This is a genomic window from Brumimicrobium sp. (assembly GCA_023957385.1).
Lineage (GTDB): Bacteria > Bacteroidota > Bacteroidia > Flavobacteriales_D > Crocinitomicaceae > Brumimicrobium.
The window spans coordinates 400268-425083 of record JAMLGZ010000001.1 but is presented as its reverse complement, the minus strand read 5'-3'; the positions used below and the strand labels follow the sequence as shown (position 1 = coordinate 425083).

General features: G+C 33.8%; 21 protein-coding genes. 10 read left to right on the top strand and 11 right to left on the bottom strand.

What is annotated here, in order from left to right; translation table 11 throughout:
* Positions 1 to 23 precede the first annotated feature (23 nt).
* Positions 24 to 923, top strand: a complete 900-nt coding sequence (locus tag M9897_01905) for a hypothetical protein (protein ID MCO5267631.1) — start codon at positions 24 to 26, stop codon at positions 921 to 923.
* 26 nt (positions 924 to 949) lie between these two features.
* The gene (locus M9897_01900; protein ID MCO5267630.1) at positions 950 to 1702 is read left to right on the top strand and encodes a hypothetical protein; all 753 of its coding nucleotides are present in this window, start codon (positions 950 to 952) and stop codon (positions 1700 to 1702) included.
* Here the strand turns inward: M9897_01900 and M9897_01895 are convergent.
* Entirely contained in the window at positions 1699 to 2517 is an 819-nt protein-coding gene (locus tag M9897_01895) for a hypothetical protein (GenBank protein ID MCO5267629.1), read from the bottom strand. The genes M9897_01900 and M9897_01895 overlap by 4 nt on opposite strands.
* A gap of 114 nt (positions 2518 to 2631) precedes the next feature.
* On the opposite strand from M9897_01895, the gene M9897_01890 reads away from it, so the two are divergent.
* From M9897_01890 to hutI, 4 genes are all read left to right on the top strand, one after another.
* On the top strand, positions 2632 to 3390 hold the full coding sequence (locus tag M9897_01890) for a transposase (protein ID MCO5267628.1): 759 nt from the start codon (positions 2632 to 2634) through the stop codon (positions 3388 to 3390).
* A gap of 1 nt (position 3391) precedes the next feature.
* Positions 3392 to 4111 (top strand): hypothetical protein, encoded by a 720-nt coding sequence (locus tag M9897_01885; GenBank protein MCO5267627.1) that lies wholly within the window; start codon positions 3392 to 3394, stop codon positions 4109 to 4111.
* Between the two features lie 64 nt (positions 4112 to 4175).
* Complete coding sequence (locus tag M9897_01880; protein ID MCO5267626.1) at positions 4176 to 6476, top strand: T9SS type A sorting domain-containing protein; 2301 nt, start codon at positions 4176 to 4178, stop codon at positions 6474 to 6476.
* Positions 6477 to 6551: 75 nt separating this feature from the next.
* Positions 6552 to 7814 (top strand): imidazolonepropionase, encoded by a 1263-nt coding sequence (gene hutI, locus M9897_01875; protein ID MCO5267625.1) that lies wholly within the window; start codon positions 6552 to 6554, stop codon positions 7812 to 7814.
* A gap of 53 nt (positions 7815 to 7867) precedes the next feature.
* On the opposite strand, the gene M9897_01870 is transcribed toward hutI, so the two are convergent.
* From M9897_01870 to M9897_01860, 3 genes are read right to left on the bottom strand one after another with little or no spacing between them, the layout of a single operon-like run.
* On the bottom strand, positions 7868 to 9316 hold the full coding sequence (locus M9897_01870; GenBank protein ID MCO5267624.1) for a hypothetical protein: 1449 nt from the start codon (positions 9314 to 9316) through the stop codon (positions 7868 to 7870).
* Between the two features lie 6 nt (positions 9317 to 9322).
* The gene (locus M9897_01865) at positions 9323 to 10357 is read right to left on the bottom strand and encodes an MBOAT family protein (GenBank protein ID MCO5267623.1); all 1035 of its coding nucleotides are present in this window, start codon (positions 10355 to 10357) and stop codon (positions 9323 to 9325) included.
* A 14-nt stretch (positions 10358 to 10371) separates the two neighbouring features.
* Positions 10372 to 10827, bottom strand: coding sequence for a hypothetical protein (locus M9897_01860; protein MCO5267622.1), 456 nt, complete (start codon positions 10825 to 10827; stop codon positions 10372 to 10374).
* 374 nt (positions 10828 to 11201) lie between these two features.
* Between M9897_01860 and M9897_01855 the strand changes: the two genes are divergently transcribed.
* Together M9897_01855 and M9897_01850 are read left to right on the top strand one after the other, a co-directional pair.
* A complete protein-coding gene (locus M9897_01855; protein ID MCO5267621.1) occupies positions 11202 to 14333 on the top strand; it encodes a BREX-1 system adenine-specific DNA-methyltransferase PglX in 3132 nt (1043 codons plus the stop codon).
* 7 nt (positions 14334 to 14340) lie between these two features.
* Complete coding sequence (locus M9897_01850) at positions 14341 to 15204, top strand: Abi family protein (protein ID MCO5267620.1); 864 nt, start codon at positions 14341 to 14343, stop codon at positions 15202 to 15204.
* A gap of 384 nt (positions 15205 to 15588) precedes the next feature.
* Here M9897_01850 and creD read toward each other — a convergent pair whose 3' ends face one another.
* Positions 15589 to 16923: a cell envelope integrity protein CreD gene (gene creD, locus M9897_01845; GenBank protein ID MCO5267619.1), complete on the bottom strand. Its 1335-nt coding sequence runs from the start codon at positions 16921 to 16923 to the stop codon at positions 15589 to 15591.
* A gap of 186 nt (positions 16924 to 17109) precedes the next feature.
* On the opposite strand from creD, the gene M9897_01840 reads away from it, so the two are divergent.
* Positions 17110 to 18750, top strand: coding sequence for a hypothetical protein (locus M9897_01840; protein MCO5267618.1), 1641 nt, complete (start codon positions 17110 to 17112; stop codon positions 18748 to 18750).
* Positions 18751 to 18920: 170 nt separating this feature from the next.
* Here M9897_01840 and M9897_01835 read toward each other — a convergent pair whose 3' ends face one another.
* The 3 genes from M9897_01835 to M9897_01825 form a co-directional block, all read right to left on the bottom strand.
* Positions 18921 to 19277: a hypothetical protein gene (locus M9897_01835; protein MCO5267617.1), complete on the bottom strand. Its 357-nt coding sequence runs from the start codon at positions 19275 to 19277 to the stop codon at positions 18921 to 18923.
* Positions 19261 to 20073 carry a DUF4065 domain-containing protein gene (locus M9897_01830; protein MCO5267616.1) on the bottom strand — a complete coding sequence of 271 codons (813 nt, stop codon included), beginning with the start codon at positions 20071 to 20073 and terminating at the stop codon, positions 19261 to 19263. The genes M9897_01835 and M9897_01830 overlap by 17 nt, the downstream gene beginning before the upstream one ends.
* Before the next feature lie 295 nt (positions 20074 to 20368).
* Positions 20369 to 20752 (bottom strand): hypothetical protein, encoded by a 384-nt coding sequence (locus M9897_01825; protein MCO5267615.1) that lies wholly within the window; start codon positions 20750 to 20752, stop codon positions 20369 to 20371.
* Between the two features lie 317 nt (positions 20753 to 21069).
* Between M9897_01825 and M9897_01820 the strand changes: the two genes are divergently transcribed.
* Positions 21070 to 22215 (top strand): hypothetical protein, encoded by a 1146-nt coding sequence (locus M9897_01820; protein MCO5267614.1) that lies wholly within the window; start codon positions 21070 to 21072, stop codon positions 22213 to 22215.
* A gap of 344 nt (positions 22216 to 22559) precedes the next feature.
* Here the strand turns inward: M9897_01820 and M9897_01815 are convergent, their stop codons facing one another.
* From M9897_01815 to M9897_01805, 3 genes are all read right to left on the bottom strand, one after another.
* Positions 22560 to 23534, bottom strand: coding sequence for a hypothetical protein (locus tag M9897_01815; GenBank protein MCO5267613.1), 975 nt, complete (start codon positions 23532 to 23534; stop codon positions 22560 to 22562).
* A 258-nt stretch (positions 23535 to 23792) separates the two neighbouring features.
* The gene (locus M9897_01810) at positions 23793 to 24086 is read right to left on the bottom strand and encodes a helix-hairpin-helix domain-containing protein (protein ID MCO5267612.1); all 294 of its coding nucleotides are present in this window, start codon (positions 24084 to 24086) and stop codon (positions 23793 to 23795) included.
* On the bottom strand, positions 24086 to 24508 hold the full coding sequence (locus M9897_01805; protein MCO5267611.1) for a VOC family protein: 423 nt from the start codon (positions 24506 to 24508) through the stop codon (positions 24086 to 24088). Before M9897_01805 ends, M9897_01810 begins: the two co-directional genes overlap by 1 nt.
* Positions 24509 to 24816 lie beyond the last annotated feature (308 nt).

Genomic DNA, 24816 nt, shown 5'->3' with positions numbered 1-24816 from the left:
TATTATCTTAAAACACAAAACTTATGCGTTTATATATTTTATTAGGGTTTATTCTTGTTACGACTTTGACTTTTGCTCAAAGCGAAGATCCTAAAGTAGCTAACGAAAAACGGATGGAAGCCCTTACAGAACTCATCCAAGAAGCCTATCTAAAAGAAGATTATAGTCTGGCTGCTAAGCTCAAAAAAGAATTAGATTTAAGAAAAGAAATGGCTGTTGCATTTGAGGAGAATAATTATGGATATTTAGCAACATTAAAGAAGAGCATTGAAGATTTATATAAAGAACCAAGGGAAGAGAAGTCTACAGTGACAGAAGCTCAAAAGAATTCTCCGCCAACGCCCATCAAACCCAAAAAGGTTTACCCATATAAAAATTTCGTGAAATATTTCGACTTTGTTCCATTTAGTTACATCTCAACAAGATATATAGATAGTTATAATGATATGATATATCTAGATGGTTATTCTCCTCAACCATACGTACCACAAGAATTTCATTCTGAAGTTGTAGGAGGGGGTTTCCGCATGGGGGGTAGTGTCTTTTTTGGCAAAATGACTCCAGAACGAAAATTCTATGCAGGCTTAGATATACAGTATGTGTCTGCAACAGTAGGATTTAATATGGAAAACATGAATAAAAGTGCTGTTTTATTAGGTATTGGCCAGCTAGGTCCAATTATAAGATATCATTTAACTGAAAATAGTGGAATAGATTTTCGTCTCAATACTGGTATGAGTTTTTTGTTCGCAGATACTAATCATGAGGTTGCTTCTTTTGGTGTACGAAATCGTTTTTCATATTGGATTGGACATTTTTCGATTGGGTGTGAATATCAATTTGCCGGTGGTAACTTGGGAATGAAATCAAACTACAAAAGTCAGGCACATCAAATTGGATTGAATTGTGGATTCTATTTCTAAGACACAAATAATTAAAAGAAAATAGCATGAAAATTACATTATTTCTAATCACATTAGTGCTCACAAGTGGCTTAATTGCTCAAACTGATAGCCAGTATCTAGATGAGAGCAATATGGCCATACTCCCATCTCAAGAGTTAACAACTCACACTGAAATAGGAGACAACTGGAACTCATCTCTCCGCAAGAAGAAGGATTTAGAGCCTACACTTAGTAAACGTTTTATCTTAAATATAGACTTCCTTCCTCTAAATTATTTATACTCTAACTATTATGCTAATGATTCATATACTTATTCGTATGGAGACGGCAACGGATTCCAAGTTGAGAATATAATGTTGCTTCATCAAAAGAATGATTTAGGCTTTGGCTTTCGTCTTGGCGGTTCCTACTTCTTTAAAGAAGCTAGTGAAACATCAAAAATTCGTTTTGGATTGGATATGACTTTCTTTTCTATTATAATAGGAGGATTAGAAACAGACGATTTTGTTCCACTTATCATACCTAATAAATTCTGGATCAACCTCCCTCAGCCTGGTCTAGTCATTTCTCAACATTTTGACCCATATAGTGGAATAGATTATAAATTCAATGTGGGAATGGTTGCAGGCCATATTGGACATAGGTTTTATGGCCTAGATGGTGGCTTCACGTTGAAATATTGGAATCGAAATTTTGGAGTAGGACTGAACTTGCAATATTCTTCCAATATTCTTCAGAAAGAAGTAGACAAAGTCAAATCATTTCAATTAGGTATTAATGTAGGTTTGAGATTCTAGTTTAAATAAATCAGAAAAGCATAAATAATTATCCAGCCATCTATCCACCCGGAAAAATACATTTCTTCTTTTTGGGTAGAAGAGAATAGAATTAAAAATGCAAAAACAATATAAACGGAGTAAAACAGAAAGGAATGCACAACTTCCTTTTCAAAACTATAAAGCGTAAAAGCACTAATTCCCAGTATCATTATTGCAATCCATTTTGCTTTTTGTATTCCAACGAGTTGCGGAATAGTTTTTTTTGTTGGTTGATCATATACAATATCACGGATATCAAAAGGAATCGTAATTGCCAAAATAAAGGTAAAGACAGAAATCCCTAATGCTATTGGAAAATCTATGCTATCTGCTATGCGCATATACGGCCAATATACCGAGGTTAATGCCCATTGAGATGCAATCAAATAAATTTTGATATATGGAATGTCACGTAAAGCTAGCCACTTAGGCGTAATCTGATAAGCATATAGTACTCCAATAATGGCACTAATTGCTAAAAACCAAAAATCTATATTCCATCCTAACCAAAAGAAATAGGTTGCTATAGAACCTACTATGCCAATACCAGAAAACACTTTCAGAATAATAAGATGTTTTTGTATCCATTGATGTCTAGCAGAAAAATTTTCAGACACCTCAGTATGTCGAAAAACACGCTGAATGTTATAAATAAATAAGGTAGCAAAAAACACTGTTATTCCTATTCCAAAATTGTGTGGATTACCTAGTTTGGTAGCACAAGCACCTGCTAACGCACCTGCTGATAGGCTGATGACTATATTACTGTATATGAAGAATCGAAGTAGATTCATGAGGATACAAAATTAATAAAGTGTATGCATTATTTGGTAGTATAATTTTACTATCTTTAATTAATAAGGGACAATTAGATATTAATCTATATGTTTCAAAAAAAACCACCAATTATGAATAAATTTCAGAATAAATATAGAATACAATCTACCCGTTTGCAAAATTGGGATTATAGATGGGCTGGTGCATATTTCATAACCATTTGCACACAAAATAGGGAACATTATTTTGGCAAAATTGTAAACAAAAAAATGGAATTGTCACATATTGGTGTCATTGCCGATATTTTCTGGCATCAAATCCCACAACACACCAAAAATGTCGAATTAGGGGCATTTGTTGTAATGCCAAATCATATTCATGGGGTTTTGATATTGACCAATGATAATGTTAATACCGAATATGGGGATGATGGTATTGTGGAATATGGAAATGGGGATGATGATATTCATTTTGGAAATGGTATTCAATATGGGGATGGCATTGTGGAATATGGGGATGGCATTGTGGAATATGGGGGGGACATTGTGGAATATGGGGGTGGCATTGTAGAGGCGTTGCATGCAACGCCTCTACCACAACCACAACCACCATCATCATTATCCCAACCATCCCCATCACCACACATATTATCCCCCAAAAATGAACAAATGTCAATGATTTCACCGAAATCAAATTCAATTTCGACCATTATTCGTTCCTATAAATCTGCGGTTTCTAAACACACCCACCGTTTGGGATTCGAATTTCAATGGCAATCCCGGTTCCACGACCATATTATTCGCAACGATAAATCATTTCAAAATATCTCAAATTATATTGTCAATAACCCAGAAAAATGGCCAGCTGATAAATTCTCACAACCTGAATAGGATGAATAATTCTGTATATTGGGTTGTGTCTTTTCTTTTCAATGCCTACTTCTATTTGTTTCATCATCTTAAAAATGGAAAAGAAGACCTTGTCTTTACAGATATAAATCACAGAATTCACAATTTAATCGCTTTGGAATCGTTTTTGTTTATTATTTTCGTATTTAAATTAAAAAATTACAAAACGATGAGAGTTTTAGTTGGATTAATCTCAATCATCTTGTTGGCAAGTTGTGCAACAAGAGTCCCTTACACTACCAAACTAAGATCTGAATTTGATTTATCAGATGAGAAGCTTAAAAAAGTGCAATTCTATACTTCCGAAACTATTATTTTAGAAAGGAGTGATAAACAGGATAAAGTATCTACAACAGGTACTTCAGGTACTTTGGTTTCTTCCTCTTCTTCCTCTTCTGAGAGAATCATTATACCTGCTAATAGACCTTGTATTTTAGAAAAAAGAGCTGAAGACGGTTCTGTTTCTATTCGTTTTGAAGTAGGAAATGGAAAAACACTTCGTTTTAATGAGCGTAAAAACATTACTAATGGGAGATTCTATCTAGAAGCTGAGTGGGCAGATGGAAAAGGAGAATTAGATTACGGTGATGCCGTTTACTATGCAGTTCGCGGGAGTGCCTCTGCCTATCTCATGGTTAAGTTGAAAAACTACAAGAAAGATCTTCGTAAAGAAAGAGTGGTGAAAGGTATGAAGGTAAAATAAGATTTGTATAAACAAACTTTTTACTTCCTCATTTCGTTTTAACATATAGTTAAAATCCTAGAATATGATAAGAGTTGTTTTATCTGTATTTATTTTATGTGTATTCTCTATTGTATATGGTCAACAAGGAGATGGAGGTCATCCACATGGCTTAGGATTCTATGCAAAGGATAATGTTTCCTCTTACGTATTTAATGAACCTAACATTGCTCTTCTAAGAGCCGAAGATAAAATCAACGATTCCTTACAAAATGGTCCATGGCGGTTTGGATATAATTATGAAACAGATTTAGATTTAACGAACTCCGGAACATGGTTTACTACAACAAACGGAGATAAGATTTGGCTATTGGCAATTAAGATGAAAAATGCACAAAGCATCAATCTTACTTTCAAAAATTCTGAGATTCCAAGCGGAAATGAACTGTATATCTATAACCCAACAGGTGACTTTGTACTAGGTAAATTTACCAGAAAACACTTGTATCAAGGTGCTTTAGGTGCAGAGTTAGTCTATGGAAATACAGTTATTGTAGAATATTTTGTGCCTGCGATAAATGCTTCTAATATAGGTAACATAAATATTGCACGTGCAACATACGGATATCGCTCACAAGAGGAGTTTTTAGATAAGGCCTTTGGTTCTTCTGGGAGTTGTCAAATGAACGTAAATTGCCCTGATGGATTACCCTATCAAGATCAACGCAACAGCGCCGTCATGATTGTAGCAGGAAGTAATGGATTCTGCTCTGGAGCCACTATCAATAACACCAATAATGATGGAACTCCTTATGTATTAACAGCAAACCACTGCTGGACATCTCATCAAGATGTGGCTACATGGATTTTTCGCTTCAATTGGCAAGCTCCAACTTGTTCAAACCCCGGATCAAGTCCAAGTTTTGAATCCCTATCAGGTGCGGTTTTACGAGCTAAAAGGAAACCATCCGATTTTTGTTTAGTTGAGATCACTGCTGGACTTGATAATGGAATAATTCCAGCCAGTTGTAATCCATTTATGGCAGGTTGGGATAATAGCAATACTCCCCCACCATCCACTTTTTGCATACATCATCCAAAAGGAGATATTAAGAAAATTTCATTTGATGATAATCCAGCTGTCGCCGCTGACTATCCAAATTCAACACATGAATTTGAAAATTCATGGATAGTTGTCTGGGATAGAAATACTGCTACCGAGAGTGCTTCTTCAGGTTCACCTTTATATAATCACAAAGGGAGAATTATTGGTCAACTTTGGGGTGGAAATTCCAGTTGTGCAAACGCAGGAACAGGATATGATTATTACGGAAGGTTACATAATTCATGGAAACCTGATGGAAGTGGAAATGACGAACAATTAAAATATTGGCTAGATCCTTCAGGAACAGATGCCAATTCCATCCCAGGATATAATCCTTATGAAACAACATTCACCGTTGACGCTGCGGCTATTGAATTCCTGAATTTATCAGATGCCAACTGTAGATCAGAATTTATCCCAGAAGTACTTATTCAGAATAAAGGAAATGATGCACTTACCTCGCTAACGGTTAATTATACATACAACAACGGCTCACCACAAAGTATAACTTGGACAGGAAATCTACCAACAAATCAGATTGACACTGTGTTTTTGCCTTTATTTACAAGTGTAAATGGACAAAACGATATCAATATTGAGCTGAGTAATCCAAATGGTAGCACAGACGAAAATATCAGCAACGATCTTATCAATGCTCAATTCAATGTTAATACGAATGGGTATTTACTCGATTTTGTATTCAATTTAGGCTGTTTTGCGGAAGAAACATCTTGGAACTTAGCAAATAGTCTAGGGCAACCTCTTTATTCGGGAAGTAACTACCCAGGTTCATATAACTATAACTACAAAGTAGAAAAAGAATTTTGCTTAGATGAAGGCTGTTATTTTTTAACGCTAATAGATGCCTATGGAGATGGCGTTTCTGGTGCAGGACTCGGAAATTGTAACTATACTGGAAGCATGACTCTTACTGAGGTTTCAAGTGGAAATATTCTTGCTGAATTACCTGAGGCTGACGCTGATTTTGGAAGTTCTATCACCTATAAAGTATGCGTTGGACCTGCCTCAATAGATAATCAAGATATGCTAGAAAAAGTGACTATTTACCCAAATCCTGCTACCAATGAGTTTACGATTCGTACGAGTCTGTCAGGAGTTAAATCCATTGCGCTTCAAAATATGTTAGGTCAAGAAGTGCTTTCGCTTTCTACAACGAATACGGAAACCAACATTCAAACAAGACAGTTCTCTAAAGGTGTTTATTTAGTACATATCATTTCTGAGCAGGGAACTATCACTAAGAAACTCATACTCGAATAGTTATAGGTTCGTCTTTATTTTACCAGAACATTTCCAACATTATATCTATCTTTGCCCACACAAGAAAGATAGAATATGAGTAAAATCTTAATTAAAAACATAAAAGGTTTATTCCAAGCTGGAGAAAACATTTCATCCTATAAAAAAGGGAAAGAAATGGAGGAAGGAAACATCTTGGAGGATGCATATCTTGCCATAGAAGACGGTGAAATTATCGCTTACGATACAATGGATAATTGGGAAGGAATTCTTGATTGGAGAGATTTAAAGGTGATTGATGCCGATGGAAAATATGTACTTCCTACCTTTTGTGATTCTCATACACATGCTGTTTTTGCTGCTACCCGTGAAGGTGAATTTGAAGATAGAATCAAAGGGTTAACATACGAGGAAATTGCACTTAAAGGTGGGGGAATCTTAAATTCTGCCAAACACCTGCAAGAAATGGATGAAGACACTCTCTACGAAGAGGCCCTGGAACGAATTCATGCACTCATTCCTTATGGTACGGGAGCCATTGAGATTAAATCTGGTTATGGTTTATCTGTAGAAGGAGAATTAAAGATTTTACGTGTCATTAAACGTCTCAAAGAAAATTCACCACTAACTATTAAAGCAACTTTCTTGGGCGCTCATGCTTTCCCAAAAAAATATAAGGAAAATCAAGAAGGATATATCGATTTAATTATTAATGAAATGCTTCCCAAAATTGCAGAAGAAAAATTAGCAGATTACATCGACTGTTTTTGTGAACGCAATTACTTCTCAGTTGAGCAAATGACACGTATTATGGAAGCCGGAAAGAAATATGGGTTAATTCCAAAAGTACATGTGAACCAGTTCTCTATTTTAGGTGGTGTCAAAGCAGCTGTGGACTTTGGAGCGCTTTCCGTTGACCATTTAGAAGAGTTAGATGAAAACGATATCAAATCCTTACAAGGAAGTCAAACCATGCCAACCTTTTTACCTGGTTGTTCTTTCTTCCTTTCTATTCCCTTCGGAAAAGCACGAGAAGTGATGGCTGCTGATTTGCCTGTTGCACTTGCTTCAGACTATAATCCAGGTTCTTCACCTAGTGGAAATATGCAGTTGTTAACTTCGCTGGCTTGTACCAAAATGCAAATGACACCTATTGAAGCTTTAAATGCTACAACATTGAACACAGCGTATGCCATGGGAATTGAAAAAACACATGGATCTATCAGTATTGGTAAGAAAGCAAATATCCTAGTTACAAAAAGAATCTCATCTTTGGCTAGAATCCCTTATTCATTTGGTGAGAATACAATAGAAACAGTGATTCTGAATGGAGAAGTAGTTTATTCCACAGAGGAATAAGAAATTAAACAAATTATATAAAATCAAGAAGTTGCAATGGTTTGATAAACCAATTACTTATTTTCAATATTTACAATTTCTCTAATCTTCACGTCTTTTCGCACATCAATGAAGTAAACTTCATGTTTGGGTGGAAAGATTCCTTTCATTTTGTACATTTTTATGGGTGTAATAAAATCATTTCCTTGCATTGTAATACTGTATTGAACGGTTAGAGTATCTCGTAAATTTTCGTGTTTATCTATTTTAAGAATTACCCGGTCACTCTCTTTGTTTACTTGCATAGCCAGTTCTCTGATATGAAAATCTCCAATCTGTTTATCTTTTATAATAGAGGTAAAACCTTTCATTCCATCTGCAATATTCTGGTTGTACACAAAATGGGTGGAAGTTTTAAAATCATTAATCCATTTTTGGTCTTTGGAACGGTCGGGTAAAAGATTTGGATAGTTTTCATCTATGTATCCTGCAAGTTTGTAAGCAGTAACCATCATTCCCAAATTGGATAAGTGTTGGTTTTCCTTATACGTATTTTCAAACATACTTGGAGTGTAAAGCAGTGTATCGTAAGGCATTTGTAAATCAAACCATTTGCTGTTTGGGTATTTTTTCAACTCTTCATTCAAGGTTGCTTTCCAACTATCGTAATGGGCAACATGCTTGTAATACATTGGAATTGTAAGAAATAATAACGGGATTCCTTTGGCCTCACACATTTCCATAATCTCTTTCAAATACTTCTTTGAAAATGCAGATATTTGAAATTCTTTGCCATTAGCTGGTGCACCAATCGAATCATATTTAGCCAAAGTACTGTCTTGTAAGCCAAATCCAAAACGAGCAAACCTACCCAAATCCAATTTTTTAGATTTATGTTCTTTCTGGTTTTTGATATTGTAATTTATTCTTTCCGTATCAGTTAATAAAAATGAATGATTGCGAATAGACGGCGACCAAGCTGAAACCCAACTATCACTATTAAACAATTGAGGCATGCGTTTCAATTTATATAACACATCATTTTGTGCATCAAAACTTTGAAGATATGGGGTTATATTCCCTCCAAATTTCTCCTCATTGTTAATGCAATACGTTTCCAGTATGACTAATTTTGGGTGTGTATGCTTCAATGCTTCACCTAACTGAAACCAAGCATCAATAATTCCTGTGCCGGAATTACCCAAAATATAGCAGGTTGAGCTTGTCGCATCAGATAAAACAAATGGATCAACTCCGGTTATAATATGTGAATTTCCCAAAATAATAACATCCACTTCCTTTTTTTGAGTATAATCGTAAAAAGAAGCCCACTTTCTCTTGATGTGATTGTTCTTTTGATCAGCAGTAAAATAGCCCTTTTTATCTGTATAGATTACCACTAACAAAACAGCAAGGAAAAGAAGTATAATTTTTATCGAAAACTTCCACCACGAAAATGATTTTTCTACAATGTTAGATTTCTTTTCTACTTGTGGTTGTTTTATATATTTCTTTTTGCTCATCACTCTTTAAAATTGAAAGTAAATAAATGAATGCTCGTTACCCGTTCCGTATTGCCCATAATAAACAATACTTAAGACTAAAACTATATAGATAACCCAACGGAATAATCCCGGTATTTTATAGAAATAAGTTTCTATTGTTTCTCCTTTCCACTCCCAAAACATCTCTTTCAACAATAAAATGCCCAGTAGGATAAAGGACAATTTCAATTCTGCCTTATTTAGTCCATAATTCGCTATTTCAGAAATATTTGCAAAACTCAAACTTTTAAAGCTCTCTATAGCAGCGTCAAAACCTTTCGCTCGAAAAAATATGAGTGAAACTGCCCACGCTGCAAAAATGAAGAATGATTTAATGATGTGAGGTAGAAACTTTTCTTTTTCAGTTTTTGGACTATTCTTTCTATTGAAATTTAATAAAGGATCTAAAGCAATCATAAACAAAGCATTTAAAATTCCCCAAATCACAAAATTCCAAGAAGCACCGTGCCACAATCCACTAACAGCAAACACAATCAGTATATTCACCATTGTACGTGATTGACCTCTGCGATTACCACCGAGTGGAATATAAACATAATCCATAAACCACGATGAAAGCGAGATGTGCCAACGTTTCCAAAAGTTTCCAAACGAAGTAGATAGATAGGGATTGTCGAAATTTCGCATCAATTTGAATCCAAATAATGTAGCAGTTCCTCTGGCAATATTAGAATATGCGGAAAAGTCAAGATATAACTGAAAAGCGAAAAAAATCACTCCTAAAATCATTGGGAAACCATTTGCGGAAGCAGGACTGTCATAAACTTTCTCTACAAAAATGGCAAGCCGATCGGCTATCATCATCTTTTTGAAAAAACCCCACGCTATGAGTAACATGGCGGAACGAAAATTTTTGTAATCAGGGGTTTTTAAGGATTCAAACTGTGGCAATAGATTTTTTGCCCTTTCAATGGGTCCAGCGACAAGTTGAGGGAAAAAACTCACAAAAGCAAAAAACTGCATCCAATCTTTTGCAGGTTCCGTCTGCTTGCGATACATGTCAATGGTGTAACTCAATGTTTGGAAAGTATAGAAACTAATTCCACCGGCAATACAATATGAAGTGTAGTTGGCGTTAGATGTATATTAATCAAAGCAAACAAATCCACCAAGCTGTCGGCAAAAAAGTTGAAATACTTAAAAAATCCTAAGAAAGCAATGTTTACAGCAACACTCACCCACAACCAAATTTTCTTTTTCCGCTTGATTTCTCCTAAGACTACCTCATCAGACTCAGGTATTTCTTCTTTTAGATTGAGTTGGTGTATATATTTCCCAATGAGGAAATCCAGTAACGAGCTTATTATTATGAGAGAAAGGAATCTCCAATCCCACCAACCATAAAACACATAACTCGCTACAATTAAGAAAAAGTTACGGGCTTTTATATTTTTTCTATTGAAAATAGCCCAATATAGAATAAACACAAGCGGAAAAAATACCGCAAAAGCAAAGGAATTAAATAACATTCTGTAAATATATTAGTATCAATTTTTTTCGTTTTTGCACTGTCCTGTCCACAAAAGAACATACTAGTAAGGTTTGGGCGCTTTGCGTTAGGGCAGGTCTAACAGTAAATATGGGGCGAAAGTAAAAAAAATTCTTTATGAAAATTGAGAAAACTGTAAGAATTTACTGCTGAGTTAACCAAATAGAAGTATCAGGTTTCGATTCCCTTCGGCATGCTCTGGCCAAGCAATCTTTTGCAAAAAATCACTCGGACCGACAGTCCTCCTAGTTATCAGTCCCAAATAAAGACTCGAAAATTCCTTTTCGGTCCAATTAACTTCTTTAAATTATTTATATTTGAAAGGAACATTTACAAAAAAATCAAATTGTACCTATGAGTATCTTTCAAAAATCTGTTGAAAATAAATATCTGAATGAATTAGACAGTGCGTTTATCGATGAGAAATTTGCAGATTTTCAAGCTTATTTCGGCAATCCTCAGATTCAAGAAAATATTCGAAACTCGAAAGAGGAACAATTTCAGGAAGGATTTTTAAGAGAACTCTTTGTTAAGGTTTTGGGATATACGCTAAATCCTGAACCCGATTTTAACTTGACCACAGAACTTAAAAACATCGCCAATAGCAAGAAGGTGGACGGTGCTATTCTGAAAAATGAAAATGCCATTGCCGTAATTGAATTAAAAGGAACGGACACTACCGACTTGGATAAAGTGGAAGCACAAGCCTTTGGATATAAAAATCATCATCCTGAATGTGTGTATGTGATTACCTCTAACTTTGAGAAACTACGTTTTTATATCCAAAATGCAGTCAATCACATAGATTTCGACTTATTCAATTTAACAAAAACCGATTTTTCTTTGTTATGGCTCTGTGTTGCAAAAACGAATCTTTTGAGTGATTTACCGCTCAAAATGAAAGAAGCGTCTGTATTGCAAGAGGAAAACATTACCAAAAAACTATATGCCGATTACTCCAGATTTAGAGAAGAAATATATGCCAACTTGGTAAAAAATAATCCTGATACGGATAAATTAATTCTCTTTAAGAAAACACAAAAACTACTAGACCGTTTCCTCTTTATATTCTTTGCTGAAGACCGTTTATTACTGCCGCCTAATTCCATTAGTGAGATTGTAAAACAGTGGGAAACCTTGCGAGAATTAGACAATTACGTGCCATTGTATGAACGTTTCAAAAAATATTTTGGTTATATGAATACGGGGCACAAAGGTAAACAACACGAGATTTTTGCCTACAACGGTGGTTTATTTGCGCCTGATGAAATCTTGGATAACATCCAAATTGACGATGACTTATTGCATGATCACACGCTTCAATTAAGCAGTTACGATTTTGAAACCGATGTGGACGTGAATATTTTGGGACATATTTTCGAACATTCGTTGAATGAAATTGAACATGTGCAAGCCGAAATACGCGGTGAAGTGGTGGATGCTCAAAAAACCAAACGGAAAAAAGATGGAATCTTCTACACGCCTAAATACATTACGAAGTATATCGTAGAAAATACCGTTGGAAAATTATGCGAAGAGAAGAAAACCGAACTAGGCATTGACGATGAAGAATATGCCAAAGGACGTAAAAGCCGAAAGAAAGAAACCATCAAAGAACTCGACCAAAAATTGACTGATTACCGTAATTGGCTGTTGGATTTAACGATTATTGACCCTGCTTGTGGCTCTGGTTCCTTTTTGAACCAAATTTTGGAATTTTTGATTGAAGAACACCAAAAAATAGATGAACTCCGTGCACAATTACTAGGTGGTGGCTTTATCTTTTCGGATATTTCTACCGATATATTAGAACGCAACATTTACGGCGTGGATTTAAACGAAGAATCCGTGGAAATTGCCAAACTTTCTTTATGGTTGCGCACGGCACAGAAAGGCAGAAAACTCAATAGCCTGAACAATAATATCAAATGCGGAAACTCGTTGATAGACGACCCCGAAATTGCAGGGGAAAAAGCATTTAATTGGCAAAAGGAATTTCCAGAAGTGTTCGCCAAAGGTGGATTTGATGTGGTGGTGGGAAATCCGCCGTATGTACAAATTCAAACGATGGAATCATCCGCAGGATTTGACAATGGCAAATTTGAAGCCTTTGAAAAAACAGGAGATTTATATTGTTTATTCTACGAATTAGGAAATATTATTTTAAAAGAAAATGGCTTATTAGGCTTTATCACTTCTAATAAATGGATGAGAGCCAACTATGGAAAATCATTGAGAAATTATTTTATTTCTAAAACTCAACCTATTGAAATAATGGATTTAGGTTCAGGAATATTTGAAAGTGCAACCGTTGATTCTAATATCTTAATTTTTCAAAAGACTTTAGATAATGGTAAGGAATTTATTGGATTAGACATCTCAAAAGAGAATAATTTTATTGATTTTTCTGTTTTTGAAAAAGATAGAGTTTTTATTCAACCCAATTTGGATGATGTTTGGTCAATAATGTCTGCAAAGGAAAAGAAATTAAAAGATAAATTTGATAAGCAAGGTGTACCTTTAAAGGAAACTAACGTCAAAGTCTTTTACGGTATAAAAACGGGGTTAAACGATGCTTTTATAATTACGGAAGATATAAAAGATGAATTAATTTCTAAAGATGTAAGAAATAAAGAATTAATATTTCCTGTTTTAAGAGGTAGAGATGTAAGTAGGTATAATATAGATTATCAAAAATTGTATTTACTAAATATTCACAACGGTTATAATGATAATTCAAAAATTGAAATAGACGATTATCCTACATTAAAGGAATATTTATCAGGATTTGAACCGCAATTATCTAAGAGATATGACAAGGGTGATACAGCTTATAATTTACGTAATTGTGCGTATGTAGATTCTTTTAAAGAAAAAAAAATAGTTTGGCAAGAAATGTCATCAACAACACCTTTTGTAATAGATAATTTTGGGTATTTCACTAATGATACGATCACTTTTATAACAGGAGATTCTTTAGAATATTTATTGTCTATTCTTAATTCTAAACTCTCTTTTTACATATATTCAAAATATTACTCAGGAGGCGGTTTAGGTACATCAGGAATTAGATTCAAAAAGAATTTTCTATCTAATTTACCTATCAAACAAATCCCTCCCACCGCCCAACAACCTTTCATTGCCAAAGCCGACCTGATGCTTTCTCTCAACAAAGAACTCCAAGAAATCACTTCTAAATTTCACCGCACTTTAGAACGAGAATTTTCCTTGGAGAAATTGAGTAATAGACTCCAATCTTGGTATGAATTATCTTATGCAGATTTCTTAAAAGAGTTAAAAAAGCAGAAGGTAGAATTGAGTTTAGGTCAAAAATCCGAATGGGAAGAATATTTCCAAGCAGAACAAGGAAAAGCCTTGGCACTTCAAACGCAAATTAGTGCTACGGATAAGGAAATAGATAACATGGTGTATGAACTGTATGGGTTAACGGAGGAAGAGATTAAAATTGTGGAGGGAGAAAAATAATAAAAGTATGGGAAGAATAGCCACAACAGTAGAAGAGCAAATTGAGATACTAAAATCTCGAGGGATGGAATTAGATCTTAATGAAGATAAAATTAAAGAACACCTTTTAGATATTGGCTATTATCGACTTGGATTTTATTGGTTTCGCTTTATTAATTCTAGAGCAAATACTTTCAAGCCAAATACGCGTTTTTCAACAATAATTCAATTATATTATTTGGATAAAGATTTGAAATCGATTATAATGCGAGCATTAAACCGGATAGAGATCAATATCAGAACACAGCTTATCTATCAAATTTCTAATTACTATAAAGATAGTCCAACTTGGTTTGTAGATAGAAATGTTATGAAAGAATCATTTATCCAAGATTTTCCAAATTTTTATAATACTCAATTCAAAAAATCTAATAAACCCATCAAAGAACACCATAAAAAACATATTAATGATATTTATGCTCCTGCATGGAAAACATTAGAATTTATGACTTTTGGCAGTCTATTAGCGATATTCAGAAACTTAAAGAATGAAGCACTCAAAGAAAGTATTGCTGGTCATTATGGGTTAAAAAAGTCAAAAATATATGACAACTATTTTGGGGTCACAGTTTTTATTCGGAATATTTGTGCACACGGAGGCGTTCTATATGATGCAAAGACACCTAAATCTATAAATTCTGGGCCTTTAAATTTAAATGATAGACATTCATTATATGCAGCTATAAGAGTAATTCTTTTTTTACTTGAAGTTGTATCTGAGAATAGGAAAAATGAAATTGAAAATGAAATAATTAATTTGTTCAATGCTCACAAAGATAATCTTCATATTAAATCAATTATAGAAGAACAAATTTGTTATCATTTTAAATAATTTTCTTTTATTTATAGCCTATACAGACTAAAATGATGTGGATAATAGTATGTGGTTATATAATATATGACTATATAAAATATATTTATTCAACTATTTTTTGTATATTTGTGTTATTGAAAGTGCCCAACTATACATTTGCTATAGCACTGCACTCTAAAATAGTATTGAACCCGAGCTTGTCTCGGGTTCTTGTTTTTTGAGGAGAAGCGAACGTACGTGGGTAAGCTCAATTAGTAAAAGCGTATCGTAAGGCATGCTACCTTAGAATAAAGACACGTTATCGAAGCGTATTTTGAGATTAAAAAGCCCATTTGATGAATTAAGCCTCATAATGTGAGCTAAATGCAACAAGGGTACGTTGTAAGGATTATAAGATAAGGTTTATGAAGAGGGGTATCCCTCTCCTTTACCTAAATTCAAACCATACCAATCAATCTTGCGTGAAAAATACATAACAAGAGCAAGTATGATAAATATTCCGATACTTCCGATTAGCAATGCGTAGTCTTGAAGTTGAATGATTACAAATATGAACGTATAAAGAATGGTCAAGATACCCGAAATTAATAAGGCCAAATTTGTTGATTTTAAGATTGCTCGCACATAACCAGCAATGAGCGTGAGTGTTGCTAATGCGGAAATAATAAATGCAAGGTTGTAATTCAAGTGCTCAGATATTGAAAGTAAAAGCGTGTAAAAGACGATTAAAGCAACACCGACCAAAATATACTGAATAGGGTGGATGAAAACTTTGTTTAGAACTTCAATAAAGAAGAAAACTAAAAACGTAAATACGATAAATAAAATAGCGTAGCGGATAGAACGATACGATTTTTGATAGTTGTCGATGGGAAGAAGTAAGTCAATACCAAATGAAGAATCGTCTATGTAGTGTTGGTTGCCCGTCCAAATTTGCGGAAAGTTTCTGTTAAGATGTAGCACGTTCCAATTGGCTGTAAAACCTTTGTCTGTCACTTCTCTACTATCAGGCAAAAATGCACCGTTGAAGCTTGGGTTTGACCATTTAGAGGTTAAGTTTATGTCTGTTACCTTTCCAACCGGCGTAAAATATAAAAGTTGGCTTCCTTTAAGGTCTAGACTTAAACTGAAATTATAGTTTGAACTGTCGTTTGGATTGATATCGAGTATTGCATTAATACCGGTATCTACAACATCGTATGAAGAAACACCTGGATTAAAAGAAATCTTTTCATTATTCCACTCCAAGGTAACTTGCTCTTCAATTCCTCTAAGGTCGTTAATACCGATTACAAATTCTGCTTTGTCAAAAAGGATGTTTGAAGTTTGAATATCGAGTGCGTCAAAGTCAAACGGATTGAATGTTCCAGTAATGTCCAGTTTTGAATTGTAAACAACAATATCATAAATTCCTCGGTGTCGTTTTTCAGGATTTATATCTCCAGAAATTTCGAGTTGTGACGGCAAGATATGTATGTAGTCTTTGACTCTCACAATTTTTTCTGTGGAGTCTTTGGGTGAAGTTTCTTTGACATAACGATAATATGGAATAGAAATAAAAGGTCCAGAAATTGTCTGCCGTTCTGCCCATTTAGAACTTACTTCACTGATTGCTTCGTTTTGTGTTGCTTCTCGTTCATGGATTAAAATTTTAATCATGGAGGTCGGAATGAGAAGTAATAATGTAATAATTACAATTGCTCCTATTTTGAAGTAGATGTTGTATTTCAAATTCATATTATCTTATTTTTCTTGATTAAAATTTATTATTTACTAAGCCATATAAGTTCCTTAACCATTTGATATTTAATTTATTTTATCAAGAAATGAGGTTTATATTTTTTTAACGTTTGATTCCAAATAATTAAATTTTGGATTTATCAAAACTATCCTTACATTTAGAATAGAATAAACTGAAACATTATGCGTTCTCTTATACTCTCTCTTTTAACTGTCTTCACTTTCCTTCATTTGAATGCTCAAGGCCTCAAAAGCGACATCGGAATCAACGATGGGATTGACTACGAAACATTTACATTTCCAATTGTTTTTGGTTCATATACCTATTTATGTTTCCAAGAAACTACCGACATAAACAGAAATTACATTCAAAAAAATAACATTTCTGGAGAAAAACTGTGGAAAAAATCTCTTCAAGAAATGCTTTCAGAAGAATTTTCCAATCACAATTTAGGTCTGGTTAATGTGTTCGATTTTAGAACAGATTTATACGGAAATTTATACATCCATGGCTGGGCGAATGAAGGCTGCGACATGATGGGTTATAATATTAACTTCACCATAAAGCTAACTAACAATGGAGATAAATTATGGCTGAAATATTGGCCTCTAGGAAATGATAATCAATACTTTTCTAATATTCCTTTTATTGAAAACGAAGTATGGATTGCGAAGAATACAGCAACGATAGATGAACCTGATAAAATAGATCTTATCAAACTCAATGTAACAACGGGAGAACAAATTGATTCTCTTCCCGATATTCTTATTCCAGCTCCAAATGTTTTAACTTACTCCAATGAATATCCCATTATCGCCACTTCAGGATCTAAAATTTATGGGATTTCAGAAGATGGTGATGTATTACAAACTATTGACTTAGCCGACCAAATTAGAGGTTTAGTATCAAACAACGGTTTGATGTATGTGTTGTTCGAAGATGAAATTAAAATTTTTGATGGAGATTTAAACTTGGTTAATACCGTAACATTTGGCAATCAATACGATCTTACCCATCTTAAGTATATTGACAATCATCTCAATGTGCTCAATTGGGGAGTCAATGGATTTTCTCGCATCATCTTAGATGCAAATCTAGCCATTGTTAACGAAATTAATTTTGCTCCATTTGAGGGTTACAACTCTCAAAGTTATGGATTTGTAGATTATAATAATGAGGTATTGAACATTTCCCATCATCATCCTATTCAACTATTTGAAGCTATTCGTTCTATCACCTATTCTATGACTTCATCGGAGGAAGAAACGATAGAAAGAGTGGATGCTGCAATCATCGACATAGACTTTTATGATGTATCTATCAGTCAATCGGACAATGCCCCCGAGCATGTAATGATACAACAAGCGTTTGCTAAAATTTTGATTGAGAACTTAGGGAATTTTCCAATCAGTTCTCTAAATGCTTATGTTTATGTAGGACAATGGTTTTGTGGACCAGCTGCTTATTTCTACCAATTGACAAATCTGAATATTCTACCGGGCGAACAACAATGGATAGATGTTGGACAAGTGCACTATGATGTTAATTTCTTATATCCTGAAGACGGTGTTTATAAGCGAACTATTTGCGTAAATATTAGTAATCCTAATGGTATTATTGACTTGAACATTGACAACGATAGTTACTGTGGTGAAGCTATTTTAGGAACGGTTGGATTAACAAATAACACACTACTAAATCTTGATAAAAAGCCCATTAAAATCACTGATATTCTAGGTCGTGAAATTGAAAAGAAAACAAATACACTGATGCTGTATATATATGAGGATGGAACTTCTGAAAAGGTAATTATCAAGGAATAAACTCGATATTTTGACTTAACCAGTCTTTTATAAAACCTATGTTATAAGCTAAATTTCTTTTCTTATTGGGCCTAATCCATGCCAGATGTTATAAGTGCTGGCGTTTTGCCTAAATTCTATGCTATCGTATTCATCCGTTGAAGGCGATTTGTAACCTTTTGCTATTTCTTTTATTTAAAATTATCCGTTATTCTTTCTCTGTCTTCATTTTTCTTATCATTCTTATGATACAATTCAATGAATATAATTTTTTGTTCGTCAGGAAAGTGAGCATAAATTAATCTCAATCCTGAATTTACCCCTTTGCCTTTTAATGCCTTACACGCAATTTTCTTAACCTTAATGATACACGTTTCTATACCCAAATTATCAATACGAAAGTTAAATGGAGGGCTTTCACCCGGTTCGTCATTCAAATCTAATTTCACTACTTCCAGATCCTCTTTGAGTGTTCTGTATTTTTTGAGAAGATACTTCAAGTCCTTTTTAAATTCGAAAAGCTCATCAAATTCAATATTGTTCATCATCTTCATAAACTCTAATTGAATAAGGCGGTCTTCTATAAAAAGCTAACTCATAATTGATTTCTTCGCCCTCTTTTGATGCTTTCCAAGGTTTATCACCGTGTGAATAGTTGCTGAGCATTGCAGCACTCCAATCACTCATTTGTTCTATAACCCTATCTATGATTTCTTTTTCACTTGCTTTTAATTCAGTTAAATCGGCTTTTACTAAAGGTAAATAGCGCGTTTGAGGATAGCCGTGATATTCTGTTTTCACCCTTTGCAACTGACCTTTTTCAATCATTTGATTAATGATAGTATCTAATTTTTGTGGTACTGGTCCGTAAGGTAATTTGCGATATTTAGCTCCGGTTAAATGCTCTTCATACAATTCATAATAATTGAAGTCCGAAAAATAGAGCAACTTGTAAAGAACTGTTTCGCCAACATTTGGCTTACCTGCACAGCGTTCAAGTATATACAACAAGACATTTTGAAATTTATTGACCTGCAAGGTTGGTACTGAAATACGTTCTTCTCCTTTCTTTGCCTTTTTTTCTTCTTTTATATCAACATCTTGTCTTACAGAAAAATCCTTAGACATAAAATCGTCCAATGAAAACTCCAAAACCAATGACAGTTTTTGCAATTCAAGTATATCAACACTTCTATTTCCTAACTCAATTTGAGCCAAAGATGGTCGGGATATTTTGACACTTTTAGCCAAATCTTCCTGTGACAACCCTTTCATTTTACGAAGTTCGGTTAACCGCTGACCTATTTGCTTTTGTGACAATTTTATGTTCATATCAATTTGCATTTCGCTGTTTAATGATACAAAGATATATATTGTTTCAATACAAAACAAATGATTGTTTTAATTTAAAACATTTACAACCATTACCAAATGGAAACAGAAAACATACCACAAGATAAAAGTAGTTTGGAGTAAAAGTAGATGAAAGAATAATGCCATGCAGTGGGTGAAAATTGGAATTATGGAAGGAGCATGAAACACCCATCTTCCGATAAACTCAAGGTGAGCAGTTCAGCATGGGGTAAGTTGAAAATTAAACGCTATCGGGATTCAATTGAATTATCAGCTATTTTTATGTTTAAAAATCACTATTATCTATTTGCAGTTCAAATTTGCAAGAATGTTTTCCTGTTTCAGTGAATATCCATTCACTTCTGTCTTTAACATTTTTAGTCCATAGCAAACTATCTTTTTGTGCAGAAAAATATTCAAACACATATATACTGTCATCATTTTTGTTTGCCATATAAGGCGTTCCAATTTTTTTGATCATGTATATTTTTTCAGTTTGATCTTTCTGCATAATGGTTTCAATGGTGTCGGTGTAACTTTTTACATATCTAAGTTTAACTTCCTTATCTGCGTTGTTTCTTATGCTGTATGTAACTTGAAGTTCTGGGTCACACGAAACAACAAAGAATGTGACACAAAGTAAAATGAATATTTTTATGAATGGTTTCATTATCTTTTTGTTGTGTTAACGGTAAGTAACTCAAAGATATGGCAATTATAATAGTAAACCTAATCTCTAAACGTAAATGTAATTTAAGAAAAATCTAAATCGAAGTACTTTTTGCCACTTCTTTGAACCATATTTATAAGCTAAATTTCTTTTCTTATTGGGTCTAATCCATGCCAGATTGTTATAAGTGCTGGTGTTTTGCCTAAATTCTATGCTATCGTATTCATCCGTTGAAGGCGATTTGTAACCTTTTTTCAAAAAGTCGTTGTATCTATATAATTTATACCACGAGTTATTCATTCTTAAAAACTAATGCCATGAAAAAAACTTCAATTGTATTGCTATTCATAGTTTTAGCACAAAGTATAAATGCTCGAGATATTAATGATATCCTTCAATTAAGAGAAACTAAAATCAATTTTTATAGACCTATTCACTCTATTACTGATTTTGCGGTCATTCAAATGAAATTTGGTTCTTCAGACATTGTGTTTCAAAGCAATGTAGCGAAACTGAGAAAAGGCAAGATTTTTAGAGTAGATTTAATCTATTCCAATTATCCAAAAGGAGATAGCTTACAAGATTTAACTAAACGAAGGATACAAAAGATATTAGAGTTGAGAGGAGATTTAGTTTCAAATGAAAGCATCCAATGGAGGTTATGTCGACAAATGGGCTTAACTGATGAATCGGATGCTATGTTGCTTTTTCATGGTGCAGTGATTTACTATAAACCGGAGCAAGATCCTGCGCTATATCGTATGGAACAAATTTCTTTAGCAGAAGGTTTGCCCAAAGATAAAGCTCCTATTATAACAAACAAAACATTTAAAGATTTTAGAGATACTTCTGTTGTGGCTGCTTTAAGAAGAAATAAAGAATGGCAAAATTCAACCGTAGTTATAGATGTTACGGGAAGTATGTCACCCTACATCCTGCAAACTGTATATTGGTTTCTATATAAATATAGTGGTAAAGAGAAAATAAACTTGGTTTTGTTTAATGATGGTGATGAAATTGTAGACGAATTAAAAAGAATAGGAAAGACTGGAGGAATCTATTACAAAACAGCAACAGATTATCATGATTTCCGAGATTTAGTGATACAAGCAACTTCTAAAGGATGTGGTGGTGATGCACCCGAAAATGATTTAGAAGCCGTTTTAAAAGCACAAGAACTTTTCCCCAATTCCTCGGAAATAATCTTGATTGCAGACAACACCTCTTCTATTAGAGATTTTAGATTACTAGATAAAATTAAAATCCCTGTGCGCACTGTTTTGTGTGGAACACATTTTAGCATCAATGAACAATACCTGCATCTGGCGTATGCAACAAATGGTTCTGTGCACACCATAAAAACAGATTTAAAGAATTTAGCACAAGTTAAAGAAGGAAAAACAATTGAAATTGACGGTAAAACGTATAAATTGAAAGATGGTGAATTTGTGAAAATACGTTGATATAAATAGCATATTCTGGAGTGATGGAAATAGGTGATTCTTCGTAGCCACAACTAGAACAACGTCTGTTATACTTCCTTCTCCTCATTACGAAATGTAAATGCTTGCATTTTATACATTCGAAGTGATTCCCTCACTTCTCATTATTCCCGAAACATTCATCAAACTCCTTTCTACTTATACCCTTAATTGTTTTCATATCAATTGTTTCTTGACAAAATTAAAGGGAGAGAACGCAATCTATTTACGTCCTGTATGATGTAACGATTTATCTTGGTAACCCAAAATAAAAAAAAGAATTCATTTAAACTTTTTACATTATGAGAAATATGTAGGGAATTCAATTATTCTATTAGTTTTTGTATATTTTTTAAGTCGTCCGACTTTATATTATAGGAAATGGCAGAGTATTTTGAATAAATGATTTCACCCGTTTGTGAGTTAACAACGCTAACAAATTTATCCGTACTACTTTTAACATAGATCAAGTAATAAAAAGGAGTAGTATCTTCCATAATTTTTTGATTTAAGTCTTTTGTAGAAATCAACTGATATTTGTACGTATAATCTTTTAAGATTTTATCTTCCTCAAACCGCTTAGATTCATCTCCTGTAAATTTATTGAATTTCGTCAATATGTAATCTGGAACATACAACACCTGATTTTTCAAATTTTTTAATTCATTGACATTCGTTATTCCTGAATATAAGGTACGATTTTCGCCTTCATTCAAAAAGTTCATTAACGCTTGAATGTAATTTTTAAGAAATCCCACACCCCAATTATTTATATGTCCACCTCCGTCATAATCGGAATTAAAGAGCAGTTCAGGGGTTAATATTGTTTTAAAATCAGTAAAAAGTTCTATTCGTGCTATTTGCGTCTGATCATATAATCCAATTGTTGGATCCTTCTTCTTAAAATACTTATCATTACACATCCATAAGTTGAGATAAATATGGGTATTTTCATAGCTAATACCGGCTTTTGTAGTTGCACTCCCTATGTTGCCACTGGAAAATTGAGTTGTTTTGCTTAATCCGTTAATTGAAAAAAATGAATTATTGGGTGATATATGGCTATAGATTTCGGAATTTTTAATAAACTCAATCTTGGTAATCGTCCAATATTTTTTGTACACCTCCATGTATTCTTTGGAAATGTCAGAATCAAGATTATCCATTACAATGTATGTTGTCCCACTTTTTAATTTTGCGAGTTGGTCAAGATTGGCTATGGCAATCTGACTATTTATAGAAAAAGAAATGGTTAAACAATATGCAATAGTGCACAAAAGGGTAGTTATTTTTTTAATCATAATTCTATATTTTAGAGTAAATAAATCGTCTAAGAAAATCGAATATAGTAAAATATTTTTAGGATGACAAAAATTATATAGCCAAAAATCTAGTGGCAGATTCAAGCCCCCAATTCGATACTACCCTAATTTCTGTTTATAAAGTTATAACATACTTATTTTGATGTTTTAAAATTCAATTTATTTATTCCACAAAAGTCAGAGCTTGCAGCGTCAAAACATGTTGCTATAAATTTTTAATTTATCCTCCTATTGAAGCTAATTGATGTTAGTGACTACCCTTTTGTCTTTCCAATTCCACCATCTTAATTTTTCGCTGTCTTGTTTATTTATTGGTGTTTCTGCAAAATATACTGCACACCTAAAAACATAAAGTAAACACCTGTCTTGAACACAACCAGCAAAAAGGTTTGAGTTTTCATAAAGCACTTCGGGGTCTTTGCCTTTCAGGTCATCAATGTGTCTAATGCCGATGTTGTATAAATCTGTCGCAATGGATTTACCAACTCCCGGAATTACTGTCAATGCTTTTATTGTCTGCGCTTCTGTCATTACAGTTTTACGTTGTTATTTTCATCAAGTTCCCAAAATGGATTGTAAGCAACTTCAAACAAATGTCCGTCCAAGTCTTTGAAATAACCGCTGTAACCGCCCCAATAAACTTTCTGTGCAGGTTTTACGATTGTCGCACCAAGTTTTGCAACTTTTTCTAAAACTTCGTCCACTTCTTTTTCAGATTTTGTGTTGTGCGAAATGGTAAGTCCAGAAAATGTTGTCGGTTGATATGTCAATGTTGTGTCGACTGCAAGTTCGTGTCTTGAGTGCAACGCTAAAATAACTCCACCCAAGTCAAATAAAGCTAAGCCGTCCATACTTTTTTCAGATTTTTTCCAACCAAGTCCGTTTTCGTAAAAGTCTAAGGATTTTTGAAAGTCGTCAGTTCCAAGTGTTATTAAGTTCAGCTTTTGTCTCATTGTTCTGTCGTTTTTACTGTGTCCGTATAATAGTCACTAACATTAAGGAATATTGATTGGTTGTTAAAAGTAACATTTTTTTGACTTGAGAAGCCGATCAAATCCTATAAGTAGGGATAAATGTATTTCAACGCCTATTCTGCATTAGACAAATACGGATTTTAGTTTTATACACTTTGGTGCACCAACCAAGACCTGTCCCGGCATCGTCCTATATTGGCAACACTTCACAGAAAACCTTCACGCAAACGAAGCCTAAATCTTGGCTTTTTCCTATTAACTCCCAAATATAATCCGGTTTACCTTCG